This is a genomic window from Bradyrhizobium sp. P5_C11_2, from assembly GCF_054049755.1.
The window spans coordinates 1-24,902 of sequence record NZ_JBFULT010000047.1; the positions used below are offsets into that span (position 1 = coordinate 1).

Sequence of the window (24,902 nt, forward strand, 5' to 3'; positions counted from 1 at the left end):
GTGCAGGCTGGGGTGATATGGCTGACGGGGCTAGGTATTCGCGCGCCCTGATTTTGGGCGCGTCGGTGGTTTCAATCGCGGCATTGGCGACGGAGAGCGGTCTTGCGCAGACCGCATCGCCGCAAGCCGAGCACGCGTCGCCGGAACGGCCGAAACAGGCCAAGCGCAAGCCGGCCAAGCCGCAAGTCGCGCAGCAGGCGACACCCGAGGCGATGAACGCCCGCGCCCAGGCCGGCGGCACCGCACCCGTACAGACGCTCGACACCATCACGGTCGCCGCAACCAAAACCCCGGAGCGCGCGATCGATGCGCTTGCGCCCGTCAGCACCGTGACGCTCGACCAGATCCAGGGTCTCCAGCCGAACCGGCTGTCTGATATCTTCTACGCCGTGCCCGGCGTGTCGTTCCAGGAGCGCGGCGACGATCCTGCGACCGTCATCAACATTCGCGGCTTGCAGGATTTCGGCCGCGTCGCGGTAGTCGTCGACGGTGCGCGGCAGAACTATCAGCGTACCGGTCACAACGCCAACGGCTCCTTCTTCCTCGATCCCGAGCTGATCGGCGGCGTCGACATCGTGCGCGGTCCGACCGCCAATATCTATGGCTCCGGCGCGATCGGCGGCGTCGTCTCGTTCCGGACCAAGGACATCAACGACGTGTTGCGGCCCGGCGAGCGCTGGGGCGTTGATCTCTCCGGCTCCTATGGCTCCAACACCAATCGCGGCCTCGGCTCGGTATTCGGCGGCGTGCGCGCCACCCCCGACGTCGATATCTTTGGCGGCGCGGTCTACCGCACGCAAGGCAATTACAAGGACGGAAACGGCACCGAGATTGGCAACACCGGCAACCAGGTCGAGGCCGGGCTGATGAAGCTCACGGTGCGCCCCGCGATCGGTCACGAGGTCAAGTTCGGCGCGGTCTTCCAGGACTATCAGTACGATATCGGCCAGTTCAATCGCGGTCCGACGACGAGCCAGGCGTTGATTGCGCTGAATCGCGGTTCGTCGGTCTACGCATCCGATGCCAAGAACTACACCGGCACCATCACCTGGAACTACTCGCTGCCGAGCGACAATTTGTTCGACTGGCACATGTCGGTCTACGGTAACCGCACCGACAACGATCAGACCAAGACTTATCACTACGGCACGACCACCTCGGTTTTTTGCAACGGCGGCTTCGGAAACAACGTTTCGGGCTGCGTCGGCGACAAGCGCGGCTATGTACTGGATACGGTCGGCTTCGATGCCAACAACACCACGCGCTTCAATGTCGGCGACTGGCGCAACGCGGTCACCTGGGGCGTCGATGCGTTCCAGGACGATGTGAAGACCACCGACAGTCGCGGCAACTCCAACATCACTACGCCAAGCGGCATCCGTACGGTGTCAGGCGGCTTCCTCCAGTTGAAGCAGAACTACAGCACATGGTTCGAGGCGGTGAGTGCGATCCGCTACGACCGCTACGACCTGGACTCTGGCAATACGCACGCCGGTGGCGATCGCTTCTCGCCGAAGATCACCCTCGGCGTTACTCCGGTGGCGGGCTTCCAGCCCTATGTCAGCTATGCCGAGGGTTATCGTGCGCCGTCGATCACGGAGACGGTGATCTCCGGCGCGCATGCGACCGGCGGCGGACCGGTTTTCTTCCCCTGTCCTGATGGGACCAGCGGCCTGTTCTGCTTCCTGCCCAACCCGAACCTTCGTCCCGAAGTCGGCAAGAACAAGGAAGTCGGCTTCAACTTGAAGTATGACAACATCTTCTCAGCGTCCGACTCGTTCCGCGGCAAGATCAACCTCTTCCGCAACGACGTCAGCGACTACATCGACCTCGTCGCCTCGCCGCTGGTGGCGACGCCGTTCGGCCCGGCGAGCCAGTACTACCAGTACCAGAACATCGCCAATGCCCGGATCGAGGGCTTTGAGGCGGAGACCATGTACGATGCCGGCGGCTGGTTCGTCGGTGTCGCCGGTCACTACATCAAGGGCAAGAACGTGGCGACCAATATCGGGCTCGCGACCATCACCCCCACCAAGGTCGTCACGACCGGTGGTGTCCGCCTGCTCGACCGCACCCTGATCCTGTCGGCACAGTGGGCATCCTTCGGCCCCAACAACGACGTGCCTGTCGGCTACGTCCCGTCGACCGGTTACGATCTGGTCAATCTTTACCTGACCTACAACGCGACCAAGGACATCGTGTTTTCGGCCTCGATCGACAACCTCTTGAACCAGTACTACCGGCCTTACGCCATTCCCGGCAGCTCAACCGACGGCACCACGCAGAACGACGTGCTCTGGTCGAGCCCGGGACCGGGCAGGGTCTACAAGGCCGGCCTGAAGATCCACTTTGGAGGTGCGTGAGCCCAGGCATCGCAACACCATTAATCTCCGCCGGGCCGCGTTGATGCTCCAGCGCGGCTTCGGCGCGTTTTCGTCTTGATCAGAAGGAGAGACTTTATGTTCATCGCTATGAATCGCTTCCAGGTGAAGAAGGGCGCGGAGACCGCGTTCGAGACCGTCTGGGCCACCCGCGAATCCTATCTCGGCACCATGCCGGGCTTCGTCGAGTTTCATCTGCTCAAGGGCCCCGAGGCCGAGGACCACACGCTGTACTCGTCGCACACCACCTGGGTCGACAAGGCGGCGTTCGAGGCCTGGACGCGCTCGGAGGAATTCCGCCGCGCCCACGCTCGCGCCGACAACAGGACCGGCGAGAGCCTCTATCTCGGCCATCCCAAGTTCGAGGGCTTTGAGGTGATCCAGAGCGAGCGCAAGGCCGCAGCCGCCTGAGGTGGCGAGCACGAGAGGAGCCGGACATGCCGAGTACCGATCTCGCCGATCTCAGGGCGCATATGGCCGACAATCCCGGCGCGGTGATCGAGGACGTTGCGCGCGAGCGCAAGGTCTCGCCACGCGCGGTGATCGAGGCGCTGCCGCCGTCCATGGTCCGCATCGGCGCCGGCGAGCATTTCGCCGCCGCGATGCAGGACATCGCAGAGTGGGGCGAGGTGACGCTGATCGTGCACACCGATGATGCGATCTTCGAGTTCACAGGCAGCATCCCCGCGGGCGAGATCGGCCGCGGTTACTTCAACCTGACGCAGCCGAAGGGACTGCACGGCCATCTCCGGCACGAGCGCTGTGCGGCCGTGGCTTTCGTCGAGCGTCCGTTCATGGGCAAGACCTCGGCCTTCGTCGCCTTCGTCAATGCCGACGGCGGCATCATGTTCAAGGTCTTCGTCGGTCGCGACGAGGCCCGCGCGTTGCGCGCCGACCAGCTTGTGCGGTTCCGTCAGCTCGCGGACCGGATCGCGGCGTAGTTTCTTCTGTCTGTCGGGAGATCAGGATGCAAAGCAATTCCAGGCTTCGGCACGTGATCGTAACAATCGCGCTGGCGCTCGCGCCGGCCCCGGCCTTCGCGATCGACGAGGCGCTGTTGCCGCGCAATCTGTCGCCCTGGGGCATGTTCGTCAGCGCGGACATCGTCGTGAAAGCGGTGATGATCGGGCTCGCCGTCGCCTCGCTGGTGACGTGGACGGTGTGGCTCGCCAAGACCATCGAGCTGCGCCGCAAGAGCGCGCTCGCTGTGATGCGCACGCGCGCGCTTGAAGGCAACATGAAGCTCGCCGAGGCGGCAGAGCGGGCCGGCGATGCGCATGATGCGGTCGCCCAGCTCATCCAGTCCTGCGCCAGGGAGGCGGAGCTCTCCGGCGGCGTCCTCGACGACGGTCTCCAGGAGCGCGTGGCGCTGCGGCTGGAGCGGGTCGAGGCGGCGATGTCGCGGCAGATCGCGCGCGGCACCGGCGTGCTCGCGACCATCGGCGCCACCGCGCCGTTCGTCGGCCTGTTCGGCACGGTCTGGGGCATCATGAATTCCTTCATCGGCATCTCCGAGAGCCACACCACGAGCCTCGCGGTGGTCGCGCCGGGCATCGCGGAGGCGCTGCTCGCCACCGCGCTCGGCCTCGTCGCCGCGATCCCGGCGGTGGTGATCTACAATCACCTCGTCCGCGGCATCACCAACTACCGCGCGCTGCTCGGCGACGCCTCGGCGCAGCTCATGCTGCTGGTGAGCCGCCAGCGTGACCATCGCGATTTCCGCCTGGCGCGGGCGGCGGAGTAGGCCATGGCCGCGAAGCTCGGCGGACGCTCGCTATCGGGGCTCAGGTCGCGCGGCGACCCCGGCGATCTCGACGTCACGCACGAGATCAACGTCACGCCGTTCATCGACGTGATGCTGGTGCTCCTGATCATCTTCATGGTGGCGGCCCCGCTCGCCACCGTCGATATCGGCGTCGAGCTGCCGGCGACTGCCGCCGAGCCGGCGCCGCGGCCGGACAAGCCGGTCTTCGTCACCGTGAAGCCGGACCTCTCGATCGCCGTGGGCGAGGACGTCGTCGCCCGCGACGCGCTTGCCACATCGCTCGACGCCGCCACCAAGGGCCGCAAGGACGAGCGCATCTATCTGCGCGCCGACAAGGCGGTCTCCTACGGCGATCTGATGGAGGTGATGAACACCTTGCGCAATGCCGGTTATCTCAAGGTCGCGCTGGTCGGCCTCGACGGACGTAGCTGATGGCCGCGAACGCCTTTGCCCTGCACGAACCGCTTGGCGAGCGCGAGGGCATACGCTGGGGCGTGTCGGCGGCGATGATCGTGGCGTTGCATATTGCCGCCGCGCTGCTTGCGATGAGCTGGCTCAGGTCACAGCCGGAACAGGGCGTCAGCCTGCCCGCGATCATGGTGGACATGTCACCCGTGACCTCGGCGCCGCAACCGACCCAGGACAACGTCGCGCCGGGACCGCTGATGCAGGAGGCCGACGCCTCGCCGCCGGAGCCCGTGCAGCAGCAAGTCGTCGAGGACACCATCGCGCCGACGCCGCCGCAGGAGAAGCCGGAGGTCGTCGCGCCGCCGGAGCAGAGGCCGGAGCCGGCACCGGCCAGGCCCGAGGCTGCGAAGATCGTGCCGGTCGAAAAGCCCTTGCCTGCGAAGCCGAAACTGGTTCGCCGTGAGGCCAAGAAGCCGTCGGAAGCGACGCCCGCGCCGCGCACCAGCGCGCCGTCGCGCGCCGAGCGCGAGGCGCCGATGGCTTCCGCCATGAGCGCAGGTGCGGTGGCTTCAGTGATCGCGTCCTATAATCAGCGCGTCCGCGCGCATTTGATGCGCTTCCACCAATATCCGTCCGGTGGCGGCGGTCAGCGCGGCGTCGCGCGGCTGAGCTTTACGCTGAGCCGGAGCGGGCAGGTGACGTCCAGCCGTCTCGGCGGCTCGTCGGGCGTCGCCGCCTTCGATGCCCAGGCCATGTCCATGATCCGCCAGGCGCAGCCGTTTCCGCCGATCCCGCCCGAGATCACCAACGGCGCGATGAGCTTCACGATTCCGGTGGAGTTTACGGTGAGGTAGGGGGCTCTTCACCTCGCCCCGCTTGCGGGGAGAGGTCGGATCGCATCGCAAGATGCGATCCGGGTGAGGGGGACTCTCCGCGAGTCCAACTGTCACCGTTTTCGTGGAKRSAGCCCCTCACCCCRACCCTCTCCCCGTAAGAACGGGGAGAGGGAGAGGAGAGAGCGTCAGCCTACTTCGCCTTCAGGAAGTCCGCGACCTCGAGCAGCATGAACTCGTCGTCGTCGGCCTTGTTGGGATCGCGGCTGGACGAGAACGGCAGATTGTTGTCGTTGCCGACGATGATGTGGGTGTCGTCGACCCGGTCGACGTTCTCGATGGTGAAGAACGGGAAGGTGTAGACGCCGTCATTGAGCGGTTTCCGCGCCTTCTTGTCGGGGTCGCGGATCTTCATGAGGTCGATATAGCCGATCTTGCGCACGGGCTTGCCGACATTGGCGTCGGTCAGCTCGATCTTGTAGACGCGCTTGAACTTGGCGATGTCGGGGAAGCAATTGTCGCCGCGGGTGCCCTGCGGACAGGCCTTGTCGGCGGTGCCTTCGCCGTTGTCGCGTTCGATGATGAGGCCGCTGCTCGGATCGATCATGTTGAAGTCGCCGATGGCGTTGCCGTTCTGCTCGAACACATACTGCCAGTAGCGGCCGGTGAACTTTTCCGCGGCGACGTCGAATTCGAGGATGCGGGAGGCCTCCTTGCCGTCGACCTTCTCCCAGTCCTTCTTGTCGGCATCCCACAGCGGACCCTCGAGCAGTCCGTAGAGGAATTTGCCGTCCTTCGACGAGGCAAAGCCCTCAAAGCCCTTGGAGCGGCGCAGGTTGACGTTGGTGTAGGTCGCGCCCGGCGCGCCCGGGGTCGCCACCGCCCAGTTGTCGGGCGAGCGCACCGGCTTGCCGTCGGCGACCGTCTCGAACACGCCGAGGATCTTGCCTGATTTGTCGGCCTTCAGGATGTAGGGGCCGAACTCGTCGCCGATCCAGAAGGTGTCGCCGATGATCTGGAAACCTTCGGTGTCGAAATCGGAGCCGGTGAGGTAACGCTTCTGCGTGTCTTCATGGACGATGCGGAACGGCACCTTCTTGTCCGGATCGTGCAGGAAGACGGTCTCCTGGCGCTCGATCTTGCCGCTCGCCCAATCCATCTTGTAGCGGTTGAGATACAGCATCGAGTCCGGCGAGTTGGCGCGCGCGCCCATGCCGTTGTCGGTGATGACCCAGAAGGTGCCGTCGGGCATCGTCTTGATGCCGGAATGGCCCTGGAGCGGCTGGCCCTTGAACGGCAGCGAGACGCCGGTCGAACGCTCAAAGGACTTGCCCATCACGGTGCCGAGCGCGTCGACGCGCTTGCCGGTGGTGTATTTGCCGGAGGTCTTGAGATCGGCGGGCGCATCCGCCGGGGCGTCGATGAACGACTCGGCCGGCATCACCACGTGGCCTGCGAGCTTGGCCGGGAATTCGCCCTCGTTCTCGGCGAGCGCCGTGCTCGCGGTGAGAATGATCGTTGCGACGGAGGCAAGAAAGGTCGCGCGCATGTGCGTCTCCTGTTAGCGGAAGCACGCCTTATGCGGATCGCACATTGCAGTTTTGTGAACCCGGGCCAAAGGCCGCAGGCAAAGCCCCGGCGCGATGCCCGGGGCTTTGTTCACCCGTCGCTGCGCGTTATCCGCCGTAACACGGTTTGCCGGCCATCTGCATTGCGCGGCTGCATCGGGGCAGATTTTTCGCCTGTGGCGGCTTGCTGCTCTTTTTGGTCGCGGTCGAGCTTCCGGTCTGAGCCTGCACGCTGGATGCGGCAGGGACGAGCAATAGAACAGCGGCGACGATCAAGGCCAATGTCTTCATGTCAAATGCTCCAGAAAATAAAAAACAACAATGCTCTGGAGCCTACGCAGCAGACCGTCAGGTGTAAAGACGTCCGAAAACGCGATTTGGGGGCGCTTCGCGCGCGCCGATCGGTCACCTCACATGCTTGAATTCCTCCCACTCTTACCGCGCCGGTGCGGGCGCCGGGTTTGGATGCTGCGGAATCTCGAAGCTGACCATCTTGCTATCGATCACGCGGTGCGTGGGATCGGCCAACTCGAATAGCACCTTGTGCGGGCCTGGATTCAGTCCGACCACGATTACGGTCTCGCCACTGGCATCGACAAAATGCCACGGCGCGTCGTCGACCGTGACATGAACGTGGCCGATACGCGGCGATACGTCGAGCGCGCCCTTGCCGAATACCGGCACGATACGCAGGTTTTCCGTTGCGTACTGGATGAAGACGAGGCCCCGCGCCAATTGGTCGGCAAGCGGCGGATCGACGATCAGCCGGGCGGGCGCCTCGTTCTCGATCGCGACCAGCGGGGAGGGGCCACGCACGTCCCTGGCGGTTTGGGCGACGGCAGCCGCTGCAAACAATGTGGAGACCGCCAGAACGGCCATGCAGTCGAGGGTGGCATACATGTCCGTTCCTTCCGAAATGATCAGGCGATCTTGCGGGCGAGGAAGTCGCGGATCAGGGGAACCATTTCGTCGAACTTGTCCTCAAGCGCGAAATGGCCGGTGTTGATGAGGTGAAATTCCACCTGCGGCAGGTCGCGCTTGTAGGGATGGGCGCCGTCGGCGGGGAAGATGAAATCGTTCTTGCCCCAGACGATCAGTGTCGGGGGCTTGTGCTTGCGGAAGTAGGCCTGCACTGCGGGATACAGCGGCAGATTGGTCCGATAGTCGTAGAACAGGTCCATCTGGATTTCGCTGTTGCCGGGACGGTCGAGCAGCGCCTGATCTTGGAGCCAGTTGTCAGGCGAAATACGGCTCACGTCGGACATGCCATCGGTGTACTGGAATTTCGTCGTCTCCAGCGTGACCAGCTTCATCAACGCCTGCCGGCTCGTCTCGGACCCGTCGGCCCAGTATTGCTTGATCGGATTCCAGAATTCCTTCAGCCCTTCGTCATAGGCATTGCCGTTCTGCACGATCAGGCCGCTGATCCGCTCGGGATGCTTGAGCGCCAGGCGCCAGCCCACGGGAGCGCCGTAGTCCATCACATACATCGCATAGCGGGTGACGCCGAGCTGACCGAGCAGGCCGTCGACGAGCTCACCGAAGCGGTCGAACGTGTACTTGAACGTCGCGCGCGGCGGCATGTCGCTCTGGCCGTAGCCGGGATAGTCGGGAGCGATCACGTGGTAGCGGTCGGCCAGGGCCGGGATCAGGTTGCGAAACATGTGCGAGGAGGTCGGGAAGCCGTGCAGCAGCACCACCACCGGTGCGTCCTTCGGACCCGCTTCGCGATAGAATATCTTGATCCCATCGACGGTCTTGGTTCGATGGTAGACGACCGGATAGCTGGTGCCCTGCGCGTCCCGTTGCGGCTTGGCTGATGCACTCGACGGAGCAGCGGCTACAGTCATTCCGGATAGTCCGAGAACGACGCGGCGACGGTCGATGCGGGTTGTCGGGGGCGCGATGTCTGCGATGCTCATGTCGATTTTCCTGTCAAAACAGATGGTTCACGAACGTCAGCCGTTCGCTTTTCAAACACCCTGGTAGACCAGTCTGGTGAAGAAGCCGGGATCGATCACGAACTGCCCCCATTTCGCGTCGAAGGCCGCCGTCGGTTTGGCGGCGACGCTTTCGTCCCGCGTTCGTCCTTGTGCCTTCAGCCGGGCGACGTTGTCGCGGATCGCGACAAGCATGTCGCGGAAGGCCTGAAGCTCGTTTTTGTTGCTGACCGGCTGGCCATGACCGGGAATGATGATCGTATCCGCGTCGGTCGCGGCGAGATTGGCGTCCGATGCCGCGATCATCCCGTCAATGCTGCCGCCGGTCGAATAGTCGATGAATGGGTAGATGCCGTTCCAGAAGGTGTCGCCGACATGAACGACGTTGGCTTCTGCGAAGGTAACGGAGATGTCGCTGTCGGTGTGCGCGGGCCCGTAGTACTTCAGGCCGATCGAGGCTCCGTTGAGCCGGAGCTCGTGGCTGCCGGAGAATGTCTCGCTGGGAATTCCGCCGGGGCCGAGCGGAAGGAAGTTGTAGTCCCAGTCCTCGACGCGCTGAACGCCGAGGAGGTGCTTTCGGGTGTTTTCCTGCGCGATGATCCTGGCGCCGGCGGAATTGAGCCATTCGTTGCCGTCGGCGTGATCGAAATGCCAGTGAGTATTGACGAGATGGGTGACAGGGGCGTTGCCGAGATCGGACAGCGCCCTGGTGAGTTGGGTACGCGAGACGCGGATGCCCGCGTCGATCAGCAGCTTGCCGTCAGGCCCGGTGAGGACGGCAATGTTGCCGCCGGAGCCTTCCAGCACCGCAATGTTGCTTCGGAGCTTGTGCGTGACGATCGGGGATGTCGCAGCACTGTCCTTGATCAGGCTGACGAGGCCTCGCGCTTCGGCATAGGCCTGGCGCGGCGAAAGCCAGCCGTTGCTCGCCCCGATTGCCGTGCCGGCCAGGCAGCAGAGGCAAAAGTGACGGCGCGACAGCAAATCTCTCGTGTCCAATCCCATGGCGTCCTCGGTTGTCAGTCGGTCGACGGTATGCAAACCGGGCGGCGCGTCGATTGATCGTTTTTCAGGCAACCATCCAACCGTCGCATTCCCAAGGCCCCACCCAAGGCCCCAGATCGTTTCCGACGTAGCTGATTGCTGCGGAATGGAGCAGCCGGTATGGTCGAGAACCAACTTCTCAATATCTGGAAAGACAGGTCTGATGGACCGCTTGGAGGCGATGTCGGTGATCATCGCGGTCACCGAGACAGGAAGCTTTTCGGCTGCCTCGCGGCGTCTTAAGACGCCGGTCGCGACCGTCAGCCGCAAAGTCGCCGAGCTTGAGGCGCGACTGAAAGCCCAGTTGTTTCAGCGATCGTCACGTCAGGTGACACTGACCGATGCCGGGCGATCCTATATCGAGGCCTGTAAGCGCATCATCGAGCAGGTGGACGACGCCGAACGGGAGGTCTCCGGCGAGTACAGGGCGCCCAAGGGCGATCTCGCAGTCACTTCGCCGTGGGGACTGGGGCACATGCACCTCCTGCCGATTGCGCTCGAATTCATGGAGGCCTATCCCGAGATCGCGTTGCGGCTCGTCCTGACCGACCGCATCGTCAACACCGTCGAGGAGAACATCGATATTTCGATTCGGATCGGCAATCTCCCCGACAGCAACCTGATAGCGACCCGGGTCGGCTCGGTCCGGTTCGCGCTCTGTGCGAGCCCCACATATCTCGCCAAACACGGGCGGCCAAGTGCGCCCGCCGATCTTGCAGCTCACGACTGTATCAGCATCGACAGCGTCGCGGCTCAGCGTAACTGGAAGTTCGTCATAGGCGGCCGCGAAGTTGCGACCCCGATACGATCGCGGTTGACGGTGAGCGACTCCGAGGCGGCGGTCGAGGCCGCGGTTGCGGGTGCCGGCATCGCGCGGGTGATGTCCTACAAGATGGAGACCGCGCGGCGCGCGGGGAAACTCGTTCTCATGCTGGAAAAATTCGAGCAGGAACCGTGGCCGGTGCATATCGTCTATGCGGAGCGCAAGCCCGTGCCACTCAAGCTCCGCGCCTTTCTCAGCTGGGTCACGCCGCGCCTCAAGGCACGGCTGGCTTAGCTCTTGCTATTCCTTGACCGCGCCGGTGAGTGAGGACACGTAGTAATCCACGAACAGCGAGTAGAAGATCGCAACCGGCAGCGAGCCGAGCAGCGATCCCGCCATCAGCGCGCCCCATTGGTAGACGTCGCCGGTGACGAGCTCGGTCAGGATCGCGACCGGCACGGTCTTGTTGGCGCCGCTCTGGATGAAGGCGAGCGCGTAGATGAATTCGTTCCAGGACAGCGTGAAGGAGAAGATGCCGGCCGAGATCAGGCCGGGCACCGCCAGCGGCAGCGTGATCCGCCGCAGGATCTGGAGCCTTGTGGCGCCGTCGACCAGCGCGCATTCTTCCAGCTCGTACGGGATCGACTTGAAATAGCCGATCAGCAGCCAGGTGCAGAACGGCACCAGGAAGGTCGGATAGACCAGGATCAGCGCCATCGGGCTGTCGAACAGGCCGAACTGCACCACGACCGTGGCGAGCGGAATGAACAGGATCGACGGCGGCACCAAATAGGCGAGATAGATGCCGAGGCCCACATAGGGACTGCCGCGGAAGCGCAAGCGCTCGATGGCGTAGGCCGCGAGCGTGCTCGCGATCAGCGACAGCGTGGTCGAGCCGATCGCAACCAGCATCGTCGTCTTCAGCCAGCGCGGATAGGCGGTGTCGAACAGCAGATGCTTGATGTGGGCGAGCGTCGGCGAGGTGATCCAGAACGGGTTGTGTTCCCTAAAATTCATCAGCTCTGCGTTCGGCTTGAACGACGTGATCGCCATCCAGTAGAACGGAAACAGCAGGATCAGCACGAAGCAGCCGAGCGGCAGGTAGATCATCATCAGCCRCCGCAGCCCGGAATCCCAGGCCATGGTGTCCGGCGGTGTGGTGGCGACGGCGGCCGGTTGCGCGGCGGTATCAGTCATTGCTCTCTCCCTGCTGCCATTTGCGGCGCGCCAGGCCGAAATAGGAGAACAGCGTCGCGAACACCAGGAACGGGATCATCGACACCGCGATCGCGGCGCCTTCGCCGAGCTCGCCGCCGGCGATGCCGCGCTGGAACGCCAGCGTCGCCAGCAAATGGGTCGAGTTCACGGGGCCGCCACGGGTGATGGCGTAGACCAGCTGGAAGTCGGTGAAGGTGAAGATGATCGAGAACGTCATGACGATGGCGAGGATCGGCATCATCATCGGGAAGGTGATGTAGCGGAAGCGCTGCCAGGCGCTGGCGCCGTCGAGCATCGCGGCCTCGTAGAGCGACGGCGAGATGGTCTGAAGGCCCGCCAGCAGCGAGATCGCGACAAAGGGAATGCCGCGCCAGATATTGGCGACGATCAGCGAGAAGCGCGCCGGCCAGGGCGAGCCGAGAAAGTCGATATTGGTCGACCGCCAGTGCAGCACGTCGACCAGCAGGTAGGAGATGATCGAGAACTGCGGATCGTAGATCCACCAGAATGCCAGCGCCGAGAGCACCGTCGGCACGATCCAGGGCAGCAGCACGATGGCGCGGAGCAGGCTCTTGAACGGGAAATGGTTGTTGAGCAGCAGCGCGAGCCAGAAGCCGAGCGCGAATTTTCCGAAGGTCGCGACGCCGGTGTAGAACACGCTGTAGAACACCGCGTTCCACCACAGGGGGTCGGTGAGCAGGTACTGGAAATTCTCCAGGCCGACGAAGACGCCGCGCCGGCCGATCGTGGTGTCGGTGAAGGCGAGCCAGATGCCGAGGCCGAGCGGATAGGTGAGGAAGACCGCGAGCAGCCCGAGCGCGGGCGCGAGGCACATCACGATCAGGAACGGCTTGTAGTCGAACAGCCGCACGATCCAGCCCGGTTGCCGGACCGCCAGGGCGGGAGAGGAGAGTGTGGTCACGGACATTGGGTCGCTTGTCCTGTTTTGAATGTCACCACACCGTCATTGCGAGCGAAGCGAAGCAATCCAGTCTGTTTCCGTTGTTACAGCCTGGATTGCTTCGTCGCTTTGCCCCTCGCAATGACGGCCGCGCCTTTCGGCGTCACTTGGCCGCCTGACGCCGGAAGTACCGCTTGCAGCGCTGCTCCGCTTCCGCGGCCGCCGCCTCCGGCGTCGCGGCGCCGGTCGCGACCGAGGCGAACATCTGCACCGTCACGTAGTCCGCGCGAACAGCCCCGGTGGCGGTCGAGATCGGACCCTTGTAGCCGGCGTAGTAGTTGCTGTTCATGGTGTTCTTGAAGATCGCCACCTTGGGATCGCCCTTCCACACCGCCGCATCGGCATAGGCGGCGAGCGGCTGCGACCAGTAGCCGCTGTTGGCGTTGAGCCACGGCTCGTACTGCTCCTTCTCCAGCATGAACTGCAGGAAGGCCTTCGCGGCATTGGGATAGGGGCTGTGCTTGAACACCATGGCGTTCAGCGTCAGTCCCGACATCGGCGAGATCGGTGCGAGACCCTTCGGCAGCAACTGGTGTTCGGAATCCTCGGCGATCGCGGCGGTCGCCGGATCGTTCTTCAGCGAGAAGTACAGCGAGACGCCGTTCGCCGTCAGCGCGATTTCCTGCGAGGAATAGGCGCGGTTGTTGCTGACGTCGTTCCAGGACGGTGTGCCGGCGATGAAGGTCGGATAGAGCTCCTTGACGTAGTTCAGCGCCGCGATGGTCTCCTTGCTGTTGATGGTGACATTGCCTTCTTCATCCAGCAGCGCGGCGTTGTGCGACCACATCATCCAGTCCGCAAAGCCGTTGCCGTCGCCGACGGCATTGCCGAGCGCAAAGCCGGCGGGCTTGCCGGCTTTTTGCAGCTTCTTGCAGAGATCCAGGAACCCGGCATGGTCGTCCGGCGCCTTGTCGAATCCGACGGATTTGAGGACCGACTTGCGGTAGATCAGGGGACCGGCGGTGGCGCCGAACGGGAGGCCGATCCAGGTATCGCTCTTGGCCTTTTTGCCGTAGGCCTTCGCGAGGTTCTGCCAGCCGCCGTACTTCTTGCCGAGATAGTCGGCGACGTCGGTGAGCTCGATCAGCTTGTCGACATAGATGTGCGGGGCGTCGGAGAAGCCGATGATGATGTCGGGGCCGGCGCCGGAGTTCGAGGTCACCGCGGTCTGCTGGTTGATGTCCTCCCAGCCGACGAAGTCGACCTTGATGTCGACCCCGGTCTCCTTGGTGAAACTTGCCGCGTTGGCGCGGAACACGTCCTCGTCGGCCTGGACGAAGCGCACCGGCCGCAACATGCGCAGGCTCGCGCCCTTCTCGATGGCGAGCTTGGGCGCCGCGACGTCGGCGGCCTTGATCTGCGATCCCGCAGTTTGCGCTGCAGCACCAGTGGCGGCGAATGCCGTAGCGGACAGGCCCAGCGCCAAGGCATCACGACGTGTGATGTCGTTCCTCATCAGTTCCTCCCTTGATGTCTCCCTTCCCGGCGTTGATCGCCGGTGAAGGGCCTTTGCGGTTTCCGGCGCGTTTTGCGCCGGCCGCCTAGCTGTTCGGCCCGCGGTCCATGCTGACGGGCTGCCAGCGGCGGAGCGCGGTGCTTTGCAGCACCGACGGGTTGACGCAGCTTACCGGCCACATGCCCTGCAGCACCAGTGACAATTCGTAGCCCACGCGGCGCTTGCGCGCTTCGTCGAACCGTGCCGAGGCGGAAGCGACATGGGCAGTCAGGGTGACGTTCTCCATGCCGAGCAKGGGATTGTTGTGCGACGGCGGCTCCTTYTCCAGCACGTCGAGCGCSGCATGCGCGATCCAGCCCTCCTGCAGCGCCTTGATCAGGCTCTCCTCGTCCACCGTGGCGCCGCGGCCGGTATTGATGAAGACCGAGCCCTTCTTCATCTGCCGAAAATGCTTCTCGGTCAGCATGTGGTGCACCTCCGGCCGGGCCGGCGCGTGCATCGAGACGAAGTCGGATTGCGACAGCACCTCGTTCAGCGTCGCCGGGATGACGCCGTGGTCGTACATCAGCGTTTCCTGGATGAAGGGATCGTAGGCCATCATGCGCAGGCCGAAGGGCGCCGCGCGCTTCGCGACCGCACGCGCGACACGGCCGAACGAGATGAAGCCGAGGGTCTGGCCCATCAGCCGCGGGATCTTCAACAGCGCGGGCCGCCCCTCCGCCCAGCGTCCGCTGCGCACCATGCGGTCCTGCTCGACCAGGCGGCGGAAGCCGGCGAGCAGCAGCATCATGGCGTGGTCGGCGACCTCCTCGATGAAGGTGTCGGGGATGTTGGTGACGGGAATGCCGCGTGCGGTCGCGGCCTTGACGTCGACGCTGTCGACGCCGACCGAGCCGAGCGTAATCACCTTGCAGCTCTCCAACGCGTCGATGATGGTCTTGGTGATCGGGATGCCCTTGGCGTAGATGGCGTCGGCGGTCTTCGCTGCCGCGATGAACTCGGCCTCGTTGGCGGGCGCCTCGACGATCTCGGCATCGATCGGATCGAGCGCCTCACGCTCGTAGGAATAGTCGCTGCCCGCGACCGTGAAGCTCGCGCCCTTCGGCGTCACCACCCTGTATTTCGGCATGTCCTGCTCCCGATTTGGTTTGTCGGTTCTTGTTGCGGCCCGCACCTGTGGGCGGGCCTTTGCGTCTTTTACGCGAAATCACCGAGGGTGCGTACAATTCCCGGTTGTCGGATGCGATGGATATTGTCGGTTTTCGCTCTCCGGTCAGGGCTTCTACGGGCCCGTCGTAACAGGTTGCTAATGGGTCCCACACTAAAAGTTGATTCAATTTCGATCGAGTCAGTCGCGCGCCCGTATCCCTTTATCTCCATCTCCGGAGCCATCCAGTGAAGTTGAGCAACCTGAAGATCGCCCCCAAGCTCGGCATTCTTGTCGGCGTCACCTTGTTCGGCCTGTGCGTGTCCGGCGTTCTTGCCGGCTACTTGATGAAGCAGGAGATGGTGAACGCGCGCATCGATCAGACCAAGGCGATCGTCGAATTGGCGCGCAACTACGCCGCCACCTTGATGAAGCGGGTCAGCGCCGGCGAGATGACCAAGGATGCCGCGTTCGCGGATCTCCGCCGCTACGGCAACGCGATGACGTATGACAAGAATTCCGGCTACCTGTTCGGCACCAGCTATGACGGCATCACGCAGCTTGCGCCGGATCCGAAGGTGATCGGCCAGAACCGCATGGACGTCGAGACCAATGGACGCAAGCTGTCCCGCGAGATCATGGACGGGGTCAAGGCCAATGGCGAAATCCTGCTGTTCTATGAATACATGAAGCCCGGCCAGGACAAGCCGATCCGCAAGCTCGGCTACGCCGTCGCCGTTCCCGGCTTCGACATGTATCTCGGCACCGGCGCCTATCTCGAGGACATCGACGCCAAGATGGGCCCGGTCTACTGGCTGCTCGGCCTCGCCATGCTCGGCATCGTCATTGTCGCCGGCAGCGTCGCCTGGATGATCGGCCGCAGCATCAGCCGTCCGCTGGCGCTGCTCGGCACCCGGATGAAGGATCTCGCCGACGGCAAGCTCGAGGGCGACATTCCCGGCGTCGGCCGCGGCGACGAGGTCGGCGCGATGGCTGCCACCGTCCAGATCTTCAAGGACAACGCGGTCCGGATCCGCGACCTCGAGCAGACCGAGGCCGTGGCCAAGGAGCGCGCCGCGGCGGAACGTCGCAGCGCGATGGAAGGCATCGCCAGCGACTTCGAACGCAGCGTCAACGGCATAGTCCGCTCGGTCTCCTCGGCCGCAGCCGGCATGCAGACCACGGCGCAGTCGATGACCGCGACCGCCAGCGATGCCTCCTCGCGGGCCGCGACCGTCGGCGCGGCGTCGCAGAAGGCGTCCGGCAATGTCGGCACGGTCGCCGCCGCCGCCGAGGAGCTGTCGAGCTCGGTTGCGGAAATCTCCCGCCAGGTGACGCGTTCGACCGAAGTGGCGAGCCGTGCGGTCAGCGATGCCGAGCGCACCAACGCCACGGTGCAGGAGCTGTCCACCGGCGCCGAGAAGATCGGCGAGGTGGTCAAGCTGATTCATTCGATCGCGGCGCAGACCAATCTGCTCGCGCTCAACGCCACCATCGAAGCGGCGCGCGCCGGCGAATCCGGCCGCGGCTTCGCGGTCGTGGCCTCAGAGGTCAAGGCGCTCGCCAACCAGACCGCAAAGGCGACCGAGGAAATCTCCGCCCAGGTCGCGGCGATGCAGACCTCGACCAGCGATGCGGTCGCGGCGATTGGCGGCATCACCCAGACCATTGCCGAGATGAGCGAGATCACGGCGGGCATTTCCGCGTCGATCKAGCAGCAGGGCGAGGCGACCCGCGAGATCGCGCGCAACATCCAGTCGGTCGCGGCCGGCTCGAGCGAGATCAATGCCAATATCGGCAGTGTCACCTCGGCTGCGCAAGCGACCGGCAGCGCGGCGAGCGACGTGCTCTCCAACGCCCGCGAGCTCGACACCCAGTCCGGCGCCCTGCGCAGCGCGGTCGATGGCTTCCTCGCCAAGGTGCGTGCGGCGTAAGCCTCGCTGTCATGCCCCGCGAAGGCGGGGCATCCAGCGGAATTCGTAGGGTGGGCAAAGGCGCGCGAGCGCCGTGCCCACCTCTTTCTTTTTGGGTTCGGTATGACTGGTGGTGGGCACGCTCCGCTTTGCCCACCCTACGACTGTCATGCCCCGCGACGGCGGGGCATCCAGTACGCTGCGGCCTCTCGGCTTGAGCACGGCCGCCTCTGGAATACTGGATCGTCCGCCCCAGTGCGCAATTGCGCACAAGGCGGACGATGACAGCTTTCCAGGAGGCTCACTGCTTCTCGATCCCCGCATTCGTGATCAGCTTCTCCCACAGCACGAGCTGCTCGCCCACGAACGTGCCGAGCTGCTCCGGCGTGCCGGAGAAGGCGTCCATGCCGAGGGTGGCGAGCTGGGCCTTGATCTCCGGCTTCTCGACGATCTTCCGGATCTCGGCGTTGAGCCGCGTCACGATCTCCTTCGGCATGCCGGCCGGGCCGAAATAGCCCTGCCAGGAGGAGATGTCGAAGTCCGGCACGCCGGCCTCCTGCATCGAGGGCAGCTGCGGCACCAGCGACGAGCGGTCCTTGGTGGTGACGGCGAGCGCGCGTAGCGCATTGCCCTGGACGTGCGGCAGGCCGGTCAGGATGTCCACGAACATCATCGAGACGCGGCCGCCCATGACGTCGTTGAGCGCCGGCGGCGAGCTCTTGTAGGGCACGTGCAGCAGGTCGAGCCCGGCATTGTGCGCAAAGGTCGCACCCGACACGATCGCCGACGACGAGCCGGAGGCGTAGCTCAGCTTGCCCGGATTGGCCTTGCCATAGGCGACCAGCTCGCCGACGGTTTTCGCCGGCACGTCCGGATGAATGACCAGCATGAAGGGCAGGTCGCCGGTGCGCGCGATCGGGGTGAAGTCCTTGACCGGATCGTAGGTCAGGCTCTTGAGCAAATAGGGATTGGCCGAATGCGTGGTGTTGGTGGTCACCAGCAGCGTGTAGCCGTCGGGGGCGGCGCGCGCGACAAAGGTCGCCGCGATCATGCCGTTGGCGCCCGCCTTGTTCTCGATGACGATGCCGACGCCGAGCGCCTGCGCAAGATGCTGCGAGATCAGCCGCGTCGTGGTGTCGGTGCCGCTGCCGGCCGCGAACGGCAGCACCAGCGTGATGTTGCGGCTCGGATAGTTTTGCGCCAGGGCGGGCGAGGCGGCGGCGAGACACAGCGCGACCGCGCCGATGGTGCGAATGCCCCGGATGAGCGATGACAGCATGTTTGGACGTTCCCTCTTCTTGATTGGCAGGGAACCTAGCGTTTCCGCGTTGAAACCGGAAGGCGTGAGTTTGTCGCCCGCAGCATCCGCCGCGCGGAATTATTTCACCGTCGAGGCCTGACGCGACGCGATCACGACGCCCGCAAGCACCAGCGCGTAGCCGATCAGGTGAAACGGCTGGAGCTTTTCGCCGAGCAGCAGGATCGCCATCGCCGAGCCGAACACCGGCACCAGATGGAAGAACGGCGCGGCCCGGTTCGGTCCGATCAGCGCCACGCCGCGGTTGAAGAAGAGATAGGCGAGCGTCGAGGGGAAGATCAGGATGTAGCCCAGCGTCGCCAGCGTCACGGTATCGAATTGCATGACATTGCCGCTCCAGGCCTCCCAGACGGCGGTGGGCAGCAGCATGATCGCGCCACAGCAGGTGGTGAAGGACAGGAAGGAGAGCTGATGGACCTTGGGCCGGCGCGGGATGAAGGCGGAGTAGAGTCCGAACGCCACCAGCGAGGAGGCGAACATGATGTCGCCCCTGTTGAAGCTGATGCTTGCGAGCGCCGCCAGATCGCCGCGCAGGATGATGATCAGGACGCCCGCCAGCGAGATCGCGATGCCGGCAAGCTGCGCGGCCGTCAGCCGTACGCCGAACAGCACCAGCGACCACAGCGCCACGAACAGCGGTCCGGCCGACTGGATCAGAAGCGCGTTCAGCGCCTCGGTGTATTGCAACGCCCAGTAGGAGATCGCGTTGTTGAAGGCAAAACCCACCAGYGACAGGAACAGCATCAGCGGCAGGCTCGCGCGTAGCGCCGGCCAGTCGCGCTTGAGGTGCGGCCATGAGAACGGCAGCAGGATCAGGAACACGCCGAACCAGCGGATCGTGGTCACCGTCAGCGGCGGCACATGAGCGCCGACATGGCGCGCAAGCACGATGTTGGCGGCCCAGAACAGCGAGCTCAGGCTCAACAGCAGATAGGGCTGGTTATTGAGCCAACTGGCCGCGAGGCTGGCGGCGGCGACGAAGCGATCTTCATTGGCGTCGGTCTTGCGCCGGTTTCCCGCCGTGACACAAGTCACGCCGCCGCAATGCTACAATGCAGGCATGACCCGAGGAGGTGCCATTGGCGGTCAATATGTTGAACATCGAGGGCCTGGAAGGGCTCGAGCGGCATGCGCCTGTGGTGATGCTGAACCTCATGCGCTTCCACGCCCGTTCGCGCGACGGCGACGGTTCGGGCTGGGACGCCTATCTTCGTTACAGCGCGGTCACAGTGCCCATGATCAAGGCACGCGGCGGCACGCTGCTGTGGACAGGTGAGGCCAAGGCGGTCGCGCTCGGTCCGCACGACGGCAACGCATGGGATTTCGTCGCGCTGGTCTCCTATCCGTCCGTGGCGGCCTTCCTCGACATGATGACGTCGGAGGCCTACGCGCGAGAGGCCGATCCGCATCGCGTCAATGGCTGCGCCGAACACGTCATCATCGCGACGCGCGAGGCCTACAGCAAGTTCAGAGCGAAGTAGCGCGCGCTTACGCTCCAGGGGAGGGTGAACGGGGGAGCAATCACTTCTTCCGCTCCTGCGTCACCGCATGCACCGCGTCACGGCAGGCCGTCTGCAACAGGCGGCAGACCTCCTCGGTCGATCGCTGCGGGCTCAGCGCTGCGAAGGTCGGGTAGCTCGTCAGGACGAAGATCAGGTCGACCGCGTCCTGCAAGGCGCGCTTTGCCGCGCGTTTCTCCGTGATGCGCGCGACCAGCCCTGTCAGCAGCTCGCGCCGCCGCGCGTTGCGCGCGACCAGCGCCTCGCCGAATTCGGGATCGGTCGCGATCGCCTGGTTGAGCCCGCCGATGGCGGGGTCGTGCGCCCAGAACGTGCAGAAGATCGCGACGACGCGGTCGAGCGCGGCGCGCGGATCGGCCATCGCCATCACCTCGGCCAGCTCGAACAGCCCGCCCTGACGTGCGATGTCGTCGAACACGGCCTCCAACAATCCGCGCCGCGATCCGAACTGGTTGTAGACGGTCAGCCGCGTGACGCCGGCCGCCTTCGCCACCACGTCGAGGGAGAAGTTCGCGATGCTCGCGTCCTTTCGCAACAGCCGGGCACCGGCCGCGATGATGCGTTCGCGCGTCTCCGCCGACGCGGAGGCCCGGACCGAACTCACATAGCTGCGCTTCGGCATGCCGTTGCCACTCTCTTGACGTATTGACTATACATATTGTATATCTAATTTAGAAGCCGGTTTGGAGCTTGCCATGCAGACTGCCCTCGTGATCGCCCTCTCGCTTCATGTGTTGTCGTCCGTGTTCTGGGCGGGATCAAGCTTTGCGCTGGCGCGCACCGGCGGTGCCGGTGGGGAGCAGCTCGTCTTTCCACAACTCGGGGCAGCGACGATCGCGATCCTGACCGGGGCCTATCTCGGCCATCTCGTCCACGCTGGCAGTTTCGGCACGCCCGAGCAGGTGCTGGCGCTCGGCGCGGTCTGCGCGTTGATCGCGGTCGGCGTTCAGGCGGCAATCGGCCCCCGCGCGGTCCGCGCCCTGCGCCGTGGCGCGGGCGATTCAGCGGCCATGCGTTCACGCATTGCGACCGCACAGCGCGTGGCGGCGGCGCTGCTCGGCATCACAGCGCTCTGCATGGGCGCCGCGCGCTACATCTGAAAGTGAACGTTGAGACGATAATGCGGCGTCCAGCCGTTTTTTGAAGGAAAAGCGATGTCCAAGATGATTCTGGTGAACCTGCCCGTACGCGACCTCGCCGCATCGACAGCGTTCTACGTGGCGCTCGGTGGCGTGGTGAATCCCCAATTCTCCGGCGCAGATTCGACCTTGCTCATGTTCACGGACGTGATCGGCGTGATGCTGCTGACCCACGACCACTATCGCCAATTCACCCAGCGCAGGATCGGCGACGCGCGGCTCGACAGCCAGGCCATGTTCGCTCTTACGGTCGAGGACCGCGATGCCGTCGATGCAACGCTGGCTCGCGCCGTGGCTGCGGGCGGTCGAGCCGATCCCAACCCGGCACAGGACCTTGGCTTCATGTACAACCGGCACATTGAAGACCGAGATGGCTATGTCTGGGAGCTGGTATGGATGAACCCATCGGCGAACGCTTGATCGCAGACGATTTCAATCCGGCGCATCCGCGCCGTCGAAAGCCGATACACATCACTCATGGCGGGGCCTTCTCGTGCCGCCATGAATCAAGTCCCAACACGCGCTCCGGAGACTAGGTCGTCTGCTTCCTTGACGCCACGAATACGCCCGACAGCACCAGCGCGAAGCCGATGAAGTGGAAGGCCTGCGGGTGTTCGCCCAGGAAGATCATGGCCATGATCGAGCCGAACACCGGCACGACGTGGAAGAACGGCGCGGCGCGGTTGGCGCCGATCAGCCTCACGCCGCGGTTGAAGCAGAGATAGGCGAGCGTCGAGGGGAACACTGCGACATAGAACAGGGTCAGCAGGTTCGGCCCGTCGAGCTTCATCACGGGACGCGCGTAGAGCTCCCAGATCTCCAGCGGAATGAGACAGGCGGCGCCGCAGCCGAAGGTGAAGGCGAGGAACGACAGGCCATGCATCGCCGGCCGCTTCAGGCTCAGCACCGAATATAGCGCGAAGAAGATCAGCGCGACGATGAAGATCAGGTCGCCCTTGTTGAAGTCGATGTTTGACAGCGTGGTGAAATCGCCGTGCAGGAGAATCGTCAGCACGCCGCACATCGAGAGCAGAACGCCGAACGCCTGCGCGCCCGTGAGCCGGACGCCGAGGATGGCCAGCGACCAGAGCGCCACGATCAGCGGCGCGGACGACTGCAACAGCAGGGTGTTGAGCGCCTGCGTATGCTCCAGCGCCCAGTATTGCAGGGTGTTGAAGGCGCCGATGCCGGTGATCGAGAGGGTGACCATCAGGCCGAGCTTGCTGCGGATCGCGGGCCAGTCCCGCGCGAGATGCTTCCAGGCGAACGGCAGCACCAGCAGGAAGGCGAAGAACCAGCGCAGGAAGGACAGCGTCACCGGCGGGATGTGGCCGGCGGCGAGCCGGCCGACAATGGCGTTGCCGGCCCAGCACAGCGCGGTGATGCTGAGCAGGAGGTAAGGCTGGTTGGCGATCCAGTTGTGGCCGGGTGTGGCGGCGCCCGTGGTCTGGTCGGTGGCGGACATTGTGATTGTTATGGCCCCGCGTCATGCGCCAAGGCCCCGGCCCGGCGGCACCCGGGCCGGTTCAGACCCGGCCCGTTCAAAGACACGGAAATCGCGGTTGCATCAACGGGGGGCGGATGCATCGCGACCATGCAACCGCGGATGCGGTTTCTGAGGCTTTGGTCGAAGCCATGGCGCCGGCCCCGAAGGTTGCAGGATTTTAAGGGGATATCAAAGGCTTGGACTGCCTTCCCGACCTCGAAAAAGCCCCCTTCTTGCTTGCCTAGAGGGGCCGCTTCCTTTATCCGGTTGGGCTGCCTCGCATGCGAGCGGCCGCGGCCGTGACTTGGGCTGGGCGCAGGCATGATCCCGGAAAAGTGGGCACCCGTTTTCCGGGAGGATCATGCCGCTTAGAGACAGTTTGCATAGGGATTACCCGCGAATGGCCAATGTTGTCGTCGTCGGCGCCCAGTGGGGCGACGAGGGAAAGGGCAAGATCGTCGACTGGTTGTCGGAGCAGGCGGACATCGTCGTCCGCTTCCAGGGCGGCCATAATGCCGGCCACACGCTGGTGATCAACGGCAAGACCTACAAGCTCGCGCTGTTGCCCTCCGGCGTGCTGCGCGACCAGAAGCTGTCCGTGATCGGCAACGGCGTGGTGTTCGATCCCACCGCCTTCCTCGACGAGGTGACCAAGCTGCGGGCGCAGGGCGTCGCGATCTCTCCGGACAATCTGCGCGTCGCCGAGAACGTCACCCTGATCCTGCCGCTGCACCGCGAGCTCGATGCCTTGCGCGAGTCCTCCAATGCGGCGACCGCCATCGGCACCACCCGCCGCGGCATTGGACCGGCCTATGAAGACAAGGTCGGCCGCCGCGCCATCCGCCTGATGGATCTCGCCGATCTCGACACCCTGCCGCACAAGATCGACCGGCTCCTTGCTCACCACAATGCATTACGCCGCGGGCTCAACCTGCCGGAATTCGACGGCAAGGATATCCTGCGCGAGCTGACCGCGCTGGCGCCGCAGCTTCTGCCCTATGCCGAGACGGTGTGGAGGCTGCTCGACATCAAGCGCCGCGAAGGCAAGCGCATGCTGTTCGAAGGCGCGCAAGGCGCGCTGCTCGACGTCGACCACGGCACCTATCCCTATGTCACCTCGTCCAACACGGTGGCGGCGCAGGCCGCGACCGGCTCCGGCCTCGGACCGGGCGCCGTCGGCTATGTGCTCGGCCTGTGCAAGGCCTATACGACCCGCGTCGGCCAGGGGCCGTTCCCGACCGAGCAGGACAACGCGATCGGCCGCAAGATCGGCGAGCGCGGCCGCGAGTTCGGCACCAATACCGGGCGTCCGCGCCGCTGCGGCTGGTTCGACGCCGTGCTGGTCCGCCAGGCGGTCCGGACCTGCGGCATCAACGGCCTGGCGCTGACCAAGCTCGACATCCTCGACGGCTTTGATTCGATCGAGGTCTGCACCGGCTACAGACTCGACGGCAAGGAGATCGACCATTTCCCGGCCGGCGAGGGCGCCCAGGCCCGGGTCGAGCCGATCTACGAGACCATCGAGGGCTGGAAGGAGCCGACCGCGAACGCCCGGTCATGGGCGCAACTGCCGGCCCAGGCCATCAAATATGTCCGCCGGATCGAGGAATTGGTCGGGTGCCCGGTCGCACTGCTTTCCACCAGCCCCGAACGCGAGGATACTATCCTGGTGCAAAATCCGTTTGAGGCTTAACGATATCTTACCGGGACGTGCGCATAGTTGAGTTGAAATGGCTGATTACTATCCGCTGATCGCCCGCGCTATTGCCGCCCTGGATCCCAACGCTCCCGGCGAAAGCCGTCGCGCGCTCTATGAGCGGGCGCGCACGGCGCTGATCGCACAGCTCCGCAGCGTGCAGCCGCCGCTCTCCGAATCCGAGATCACCCGCGAACGGCTGTCGCTGGAGGAGGCCGTTCGCAAGGTCGAATCCGAGGCCGCCCAGCGCGCCCGCGAGGCCTCGCGCCCAGGCGGTGGCGGCGCCCGTAGCAGCGGCGGCAGCGGCGACGCCTTCCGCCGGGCCAGCACCCGCGCCACCGAGGGC

Annotated in this window: 25 protein-coding genes and 1 pseudogene; 13 read left to right on the forward strand and 13 right to left on the reverse strand. The window is 64.6% G+C overall.

Translation table 11 applies throughout. The features are described 5' to 3' along the window. Nucleotides 1-17: 17 nt before the first annotated feature. From ACXJL8_RS07660 to ACXJL8_RS07685, 6 genes are all read left to right on the forward strand, one after another. Complete coding sequence (locus ACXJL8_RS07660) at nucleotides 18-2,363, forward strand: TonB-dependent hemoglobin/transferrin/lactoferrin family receptor (protein WP_456620314.1); 2,346 nt, start codon at nucleotides 18-20, stop codon at nucleotides 2,361-2,363. A 96-nt stretch (nucleotides 2,364-2,459) separates the two neighbouring features. After that, nucleotides 2,460-2,792, forward strand: coding sequence for an antibiotic biosynthesis monooxygenase family protein (locus ACXJL8_RS07665; RefSeq protein WP_456620315.1), 333 nt, complete (start codon nucleotides 2,460-2,462; stop codon nucleotides 2,790-2,792). A 26-nt stretch (nucleotides 2,793-2,818) separates the two neighbouring features. Then, a complete protein-coding gene (hutX, locus tag ACXJL8_RS07670) occupies nucleotides 2,819-3,322 on the forward strand; it encodes a heme utilization cystosolic carrier protein HutX (protein ID WP_456620316.1) in 504 nt (167 codons plus the stop codon). Between the two features lie 26 nt (nucleotides 3,323-3,348). After that, nucleotides 3,349-4,125: a tonB-system energizer ExbB gene (gene exbB, locus ACXJL8_RS07675; RefSeq protein WP_456620317.1), complete on the forward strand. Its 777-nt coding sequence runs from the start codon at nucleotides 3,349-3,351 to the stop codon at nucleotides 4,123-4,125. Nucleotides 4,126-4,128: 3 nt separating this feature from the next. Next, the gene (exbD, locus tag ACXJL8_RS07680) at nucleotides 4,129-4,578 is read left to right on the forward strand and encodes a TonB system transport protein ExbD (RefSeq protein WP_456620318.1); all 450 of its coding nucleotides are present in this window, start codon (nucleotides 4,129-4,131) and stop codon (nucleotides 4,576-4,578) included. Then, a complete protein-coding gene (locus ACXJL8_RS07685; protein ID WP_456620319.1) occupies nucleotides 4,578-5,408 on the forward strand; it encodes a TonB family protein in 831 nt (276 codons plus the stop codon). The genes exbD and ACXJL8_RS07685 overlap by 1 nt, the downstream gene beginning before the upstream one ends. Before the next feature lie 172 nt (nucleotides 5,409-5,580). Here ACXJL8_RS07685 and ACXJL8_RS07690 read toward each other — a convergent pair whose 3' ends face one another. The 5 genes from ACXJL8_RS07690 to ACXJL8_RS07710 all read right to left on the reverse strand — a co-directional run bounded on the left by ACXJL8_RS07690 (nucleotide 5,581) and on the right by ACXJL8_RS07710 (nucleotide 9,900). Further along, nucleotides 5,581-6,936: an esterase-like activity of phytase family protein gene (locus ACXJL8_RS07690; protein WP_456620320.1), complete on the reverse strand. Its 1,356-nt coding sequence runs from the start codon at nucleotides 6,934-6,936 to the stop codon at nucleotides 5,581-5,583. A gap of 127 nt (nucleotides 6,937-7,063) precedes the next feature. After that, nucleotides 7,064-7,246, reverse strand: coding sequence for a hypothetical protein (locus ACXJL8_RS07695; protein WP_456620321.1), 183 nt, complete (start codon nucleotides 7,244-7,246; stop codon nucleotides 7,064-7,066). A 144-nt stretch (nucleotides 7,247-7,390) separates the two neighbouring features. Beyond that, nucleotides 7,391-7,855 carry a DUF6130 family protein gene (locus ACXJL8_RS07700; RefSeq protein WP_456620322.1) on the reverse strand — a complete coding sequence of 155 codons (465 nt, stop codon included), beginning with the start codon at nucleotides 7,853-7,855 and terminating at the stop codon, nucleotides 7,391-7,393. Between the two features lie 20 nt (nucleotides 7,856-7,875). Then, complete coding sequence (locus tag ACXJL8_RS07705) at nucleotides 7,876-8,877, reverse strand: alpha/beta fold hydrolase (RefSeq protein ID WP_456620323.1); 1,002 nt, start codon at nucleotides 8,875-8,877, stop codon at nucleotides 7,876-7,878. A gap of 51 nt (nucleotides 8,878-8,928) precedes the next feature. After that, nucleotides 8,929-9,900 (reverse strand): MBL fold metallo-hydrolase, encoded by a 972-nt coding sequence (locus ACXJL8_RS07710; RefSeq protein ID WP_456620364.1) that lies wholly within the window; start codon nucleotides 9,898-9,900, stop codon nucleotides 8,929-8,931. A 202-nt stretch (nucleotides 9,901-10,102) separates the two neighbouring features. On the opposite strand from ACXJL8_RS07710, the gene ACXJL8_RS07715 reads away from it, so the two are divergent. Next, entirely contained in the window at nucleotides 10,103-10,996 is an 894-nt protein-coding gene (locus tag ACXJL8_RS07715; protein ID WP_456620324.1) for a LysR family transcriptional regulator, read from the forward strand. Nucleotides 10,997-11,002: 6 nt separating this feature from the next. On the opposite strand, the gene ACXJL8_RS07720 is transcribed toward ACXJL8_RS07715, so the two are convergent. From ACXJL8_RS07720 to ACXJL8_RS07735, 4 genes are all read right to left on the reverse strand, one after another. After that, nucleotides 11,003-11,899, reverse strand: a complete 897-nt coding sequence (locus ACXJL8_RS07720) for a carbohydrate ABC transporter permease (RefSeq protein WP_456684826.1) — start codon at nucleotides 11,897-11,899, stop codon at nucleotides 11,003-11,005. Further along, a complete protein-coding gene (locus ACXJL8_RS07725; RefSeq protein WP_456620326.1) occupies nucleotides 11,892-12,848 on the reverse strand; it encodes a carbohydrate ABC transporter permease in 957 nt (318 codons plus the stop codon). The genes ACXJL8_RS07720 and ACXJL8_RS07725 overlap by 8 nt, the downstream gene beginning before the upstream one ends. Nucleotides 12,849-12,984: 136 nt before the next feature. Then, a complete protein-coding gene (locus tag ACXJL8_RS07730) occupies nucleotides 12,985-14,337 on the reverse strand; it encodes an ABC transporter substrate-binding protein (RefSeq protein WP_456620327.1) in 1,353 nt (450 codons plus the stop codon). Between the two features lie 85 nt (nucleotides 14,338-14,422). Then, complete coding sequence (locus tag ACXJL8_RS07735; protein WP_456684827.1) at nucleotides 14,423-15,466, reverse strand: C-terminal binding protein; 1,044 nt, start codon at nucleotides 15,464-15,466, stop codon at nucleotides 14,423-14,425. Between the two features lie 266 nt (nucleotides 15,467-15,732). Here ACXJL8_RS07735 and ACXJL8_RS07740 point away from each other — a divergent pair, with 266 nt between their 5' ends. After that, nucleotides 15,733-17,418 (forward strand): methyl-accepting chemotaxis protein, encoded by a 1,686-nt coding sequence (locus ACXJL8_RS07740; RefSeq protein WP_456684828.1) that lies wholly within the window; start codon nucleotides 15,733-15,735, stop codon nucleotides 17,416-17,418. A 280-nt stretch (nucleotides 17,419-17,698) separates the two neighbouring features. Here ACXJL8_RS07740 and ACXJL8_RS07745 read toward each other — a convergent pair whose 3' ends face one another. Beyond that, nucleotides 17,699-18,676, reverse strand: a complete 978-nt coding sequence (locus ACXJL8_RS07745) for a Bug family tripartite tricarboxylate transporter substrate binding protein (protein ID WP_456620330.1) — start codon at nucleotides 18,674-18,676, stop codon at nucleotides 17,699-17,701. Nucleotides 18,677-18,775: 99 nt separating this feature from the next. Then, the gene (locus ACXJL8_RS07750) at nucleotides 18,776-19,645 is read right to left on the reverse strand and encodes a DMT family transporter (protein ID WP_456620365.1); all 870 of its coding nucleotides are present in this window, start codon (nucleotides 19,643-19,645) and stop codon (nucleotides 18,776-18,778) included. Between the two features lie 161 nt (nucleotides 19,646-19,806). On the opposite strand from ACXJL8_RS07750, the gene ACXJL8_RS07755 reads away from it, so the two are divergent. Further along, nucleotides 19,807-20,196 carry a DUF1330 domain-containing protein gene (locus ACXJL8_RS07755; RefSeq protein WP_456620366.1) on the forward strand — a complete coding sequence of 130 codons (390 nt, stop codon included), beginning with the start codon at nucleotides 19,807-19,809 and terminating at the stop codon, nucleotides 20,194-20,196. A gap of 40 nt (nucleotides 20,197-20,236) precedes the next feature. On the opposite strand, the gene ACXJL8_RS07760 is transcribed toward ACXJL8_RS07755, so the two are convergent. Then, a complete protein-coding gene (locus tag ACXJL8_RS07760; RefSeq protein WP_456620331.1) occupies nucleotides 20,237-20,857 on the reverse strand; it encodes a TetR/AcrR family transcriptional regulator in 621 nt (206 codons plus the stop codon). 73 nt (nucleotides 20,858-20,930) lie between these two features. Here ACXJL8_RS07760 and ACXJL8_RS07765 point away from each other — a divergent pair, with 73 nt between their 5' ends. Continuing rightward, the gene (locus ACXJL8_RS07765; RefSeq protein ID WP_456620332.1) at nucleotides 20,931-21,335 is read left to right on the forward strand and encodes a hypothetical protein; all 405 of its coding nucleotides are present in this window, start codon (nucleotides 20,931-20,933) and stop codon (nucleotides 21,333-21,335) included. Between the two features lie 54 nt (nucleotides 21,336-21,389). After that, a complete protein-coding gene (locus ACXJL8_RS07770) occupies nucleotides 21,390-21,794 on the forward strand; it encodes a VOC family protein (RefSeq protein ID WP_456620333.1) in 405 nt (134 codons plus the stop codon). Nucleotides 21,795-21,906: 112 nt separating this feature from the next. On the opposite strand, the gene ACXJL8_RS07775 is transcribed toward ACXJL8_RS07770, so the two are convergent. After that, the gene (locus ACXJL8_RS07775) at nucleotides 21,907-22,839 is read right to left on the reverse strand and encodes a DMT family transporter (protein ID WP_456620334.1); all 933 of its coding nucleotides are present in this window, start codon (nucleotides 22,837-22,839) and stop codon (nucleotides 21,907-21,909) included. Nucleotides 22,840-23,260: 421 nt separating this feature from the next. Between ACXJL8_RS07775 and ACXJL8_RS07780 the strand changes: the two genes are divergently transcribed. Next, nucleotides 23,261-24,553 carry an adenylosuccinate synthase gene (locus tag ACXJL8_RS07780; protein ID WP_456620335.1) on the forward strand — a complete coding sequence of 431 codons (1,293 nt, stop codon included), beginning with the start codon at nucleotides 23,261-23,263 and terminating at the stop codon, nucleotides 24,551-24,553. 37 nt (nucleotides 24,554-24,590) lie between these two features. After that, nucleotides 24,591-24,902, forward strand: a pseudogene (locus tag ACXJL8_RS07785) (hypothetical protein); the annotation flags it as partial.

Coding starts and splice junctions, on each gene's coding strand:
- ACXJL8_RS07765 (WP_456620332.1), top strand. CDS start 20,931: ATGCAGACTGCCCTCGTGATCGCCCTCTCGCTTCATGTGTTGTCGTCC.
- ACXJL8_RS07695 (WP_456620321.1), bottom strand. CDS start 7,246: ATGAAGACATTGGCCTTGATCGTCGCCGCTGTTCTATTGCTCGTCCCT.
- hutX (WP_456620316.1), top strand. CDS start 2,819: ATGCCGAGTACCGATCTCGCCGATCTCAGGGCGCATATGGCCGACAAT.
- ACXJL8_RS07770 (WP_456620333.1), top strand. CDS start 21,390: ATGTCCAAGATGATTCTGGTGAACCTGCCCGTACGCGACCTCGCCGCA.
- ACXJL8_RS07780 (WP_456620335.1), top strand. CDS start 23,261: ATGGCCAATGTTGTCGTCGTCGGCGCCCAGTGGGGCGACGAGGGAAAG.
- exbD (WP_456620318.1), top strand. CDS start 4,129: ATGGCCGCGAAGCTCGGCGGACGCTCGCTATCGGGGCTCAGGTCGCGC.
- ACXJL8_RS07745 (WP_456620330.1), bottom strand. CDS start 18,676: ATGCTGTCATCGCTCATCCGGGGCATTCGCACCATCGGCGCGGTCGCG.
- ACXJL8_RS07715 (WP_456620324.1), top strand. CDS start 10,103: ATGGACCGCTTGGAGGCGATGTCGGTGATCATCGCGGTCACCGAGACA.
- ACXJL8_RS07690 (WP_456620320.1), bottom strand. CDS start 6,936: ATGCGCGCGACCTTTCTTGCCTCCGTCGCAACGATCATTCTCACCGCG.
- ACXJL8_RS07730 (WP_456620327.1), bottom strand. CDS start 14,337: ATGAGGAACGACATCACACGTCGTGATGCCTTGGCGCTGGGCCTGTCC.
- ACXJL8_RS07660 (WP_456620314.1), top strand. CDS start 18: ATGGCTGACGGGGCTAGGTATTCGCGCGCCCTGATTTTGGGCGCGTCG.
- ACXJL8_RS07685 (WP_456620319.1), top strand. CDS start 4,578: ATGGCCGCGAACGCCTTTGCCCTGCACGAACCGCTTGGCGAGCGCGAG.
- ACXJL8_RS07775 (WP_456620334.1), bottom strand. CDS start 22,839: ATGTCCGCCACCGACCAGACCACGGGCGCCGCCACACCCGGCCACAAC.
- exbB (WP_456620317.1), top strand. CDS start 3,349: ATGCAAAGCAATTCCAGGCTTCGGCACGTGATCGTAACAATCGCGCTG.
- ACXJL8_RS07760 (WP_456620331.1), bottom strand. CDS start 20,857: ATGCCGAAGCGCAGCTATGTGAGTTCGGTCCGGGCCTCCGCGTCGGCG.
- ACXJL8_RS07725 (WP_456620326.1), bottom strand. CDS start 12,848: ATGTCCGTGACCACACTCTCCTCTCCCGCCCTGGCGGTCCGGCAACCG.
- ACXJL8_RS07700 (WP_456620322.1), bottom strand. CDS start 7,855: ATGTATGCCACCCTCGACTGCATGGCCGTTCTGGCGGTCTCCACATTG.
- ACXJL8_RS07710 (WP_456620364.1), bottom strand. CDS start 9,900: ATGGGATTGGACACGAGAGATTTGCTGTCGCGCCGTCACTTTTGCCTC.
- ACXJL8_RS07665 (WP_456620315.1), top strand. CDS start 2,460: ATGTTCATCGCTATGAATCGCTTCCAGGTGAAGAAGGGCGCGGAGACC.
- ACXJL8_RS07705 (WP_456620323.1), bottom strand. CDS start 8,877: ATGAGCATCGCAGACATCGCGCCCCCGACAACCCGCATCGACCGTCGC.
- ACXJL8_RS07755 (WP_456620366.1), top strand. CDS start 19,807: ATGTTGAACATCGAGGGCCTGGAAGGGCTCGAGCGGCATGCGCCTGTG.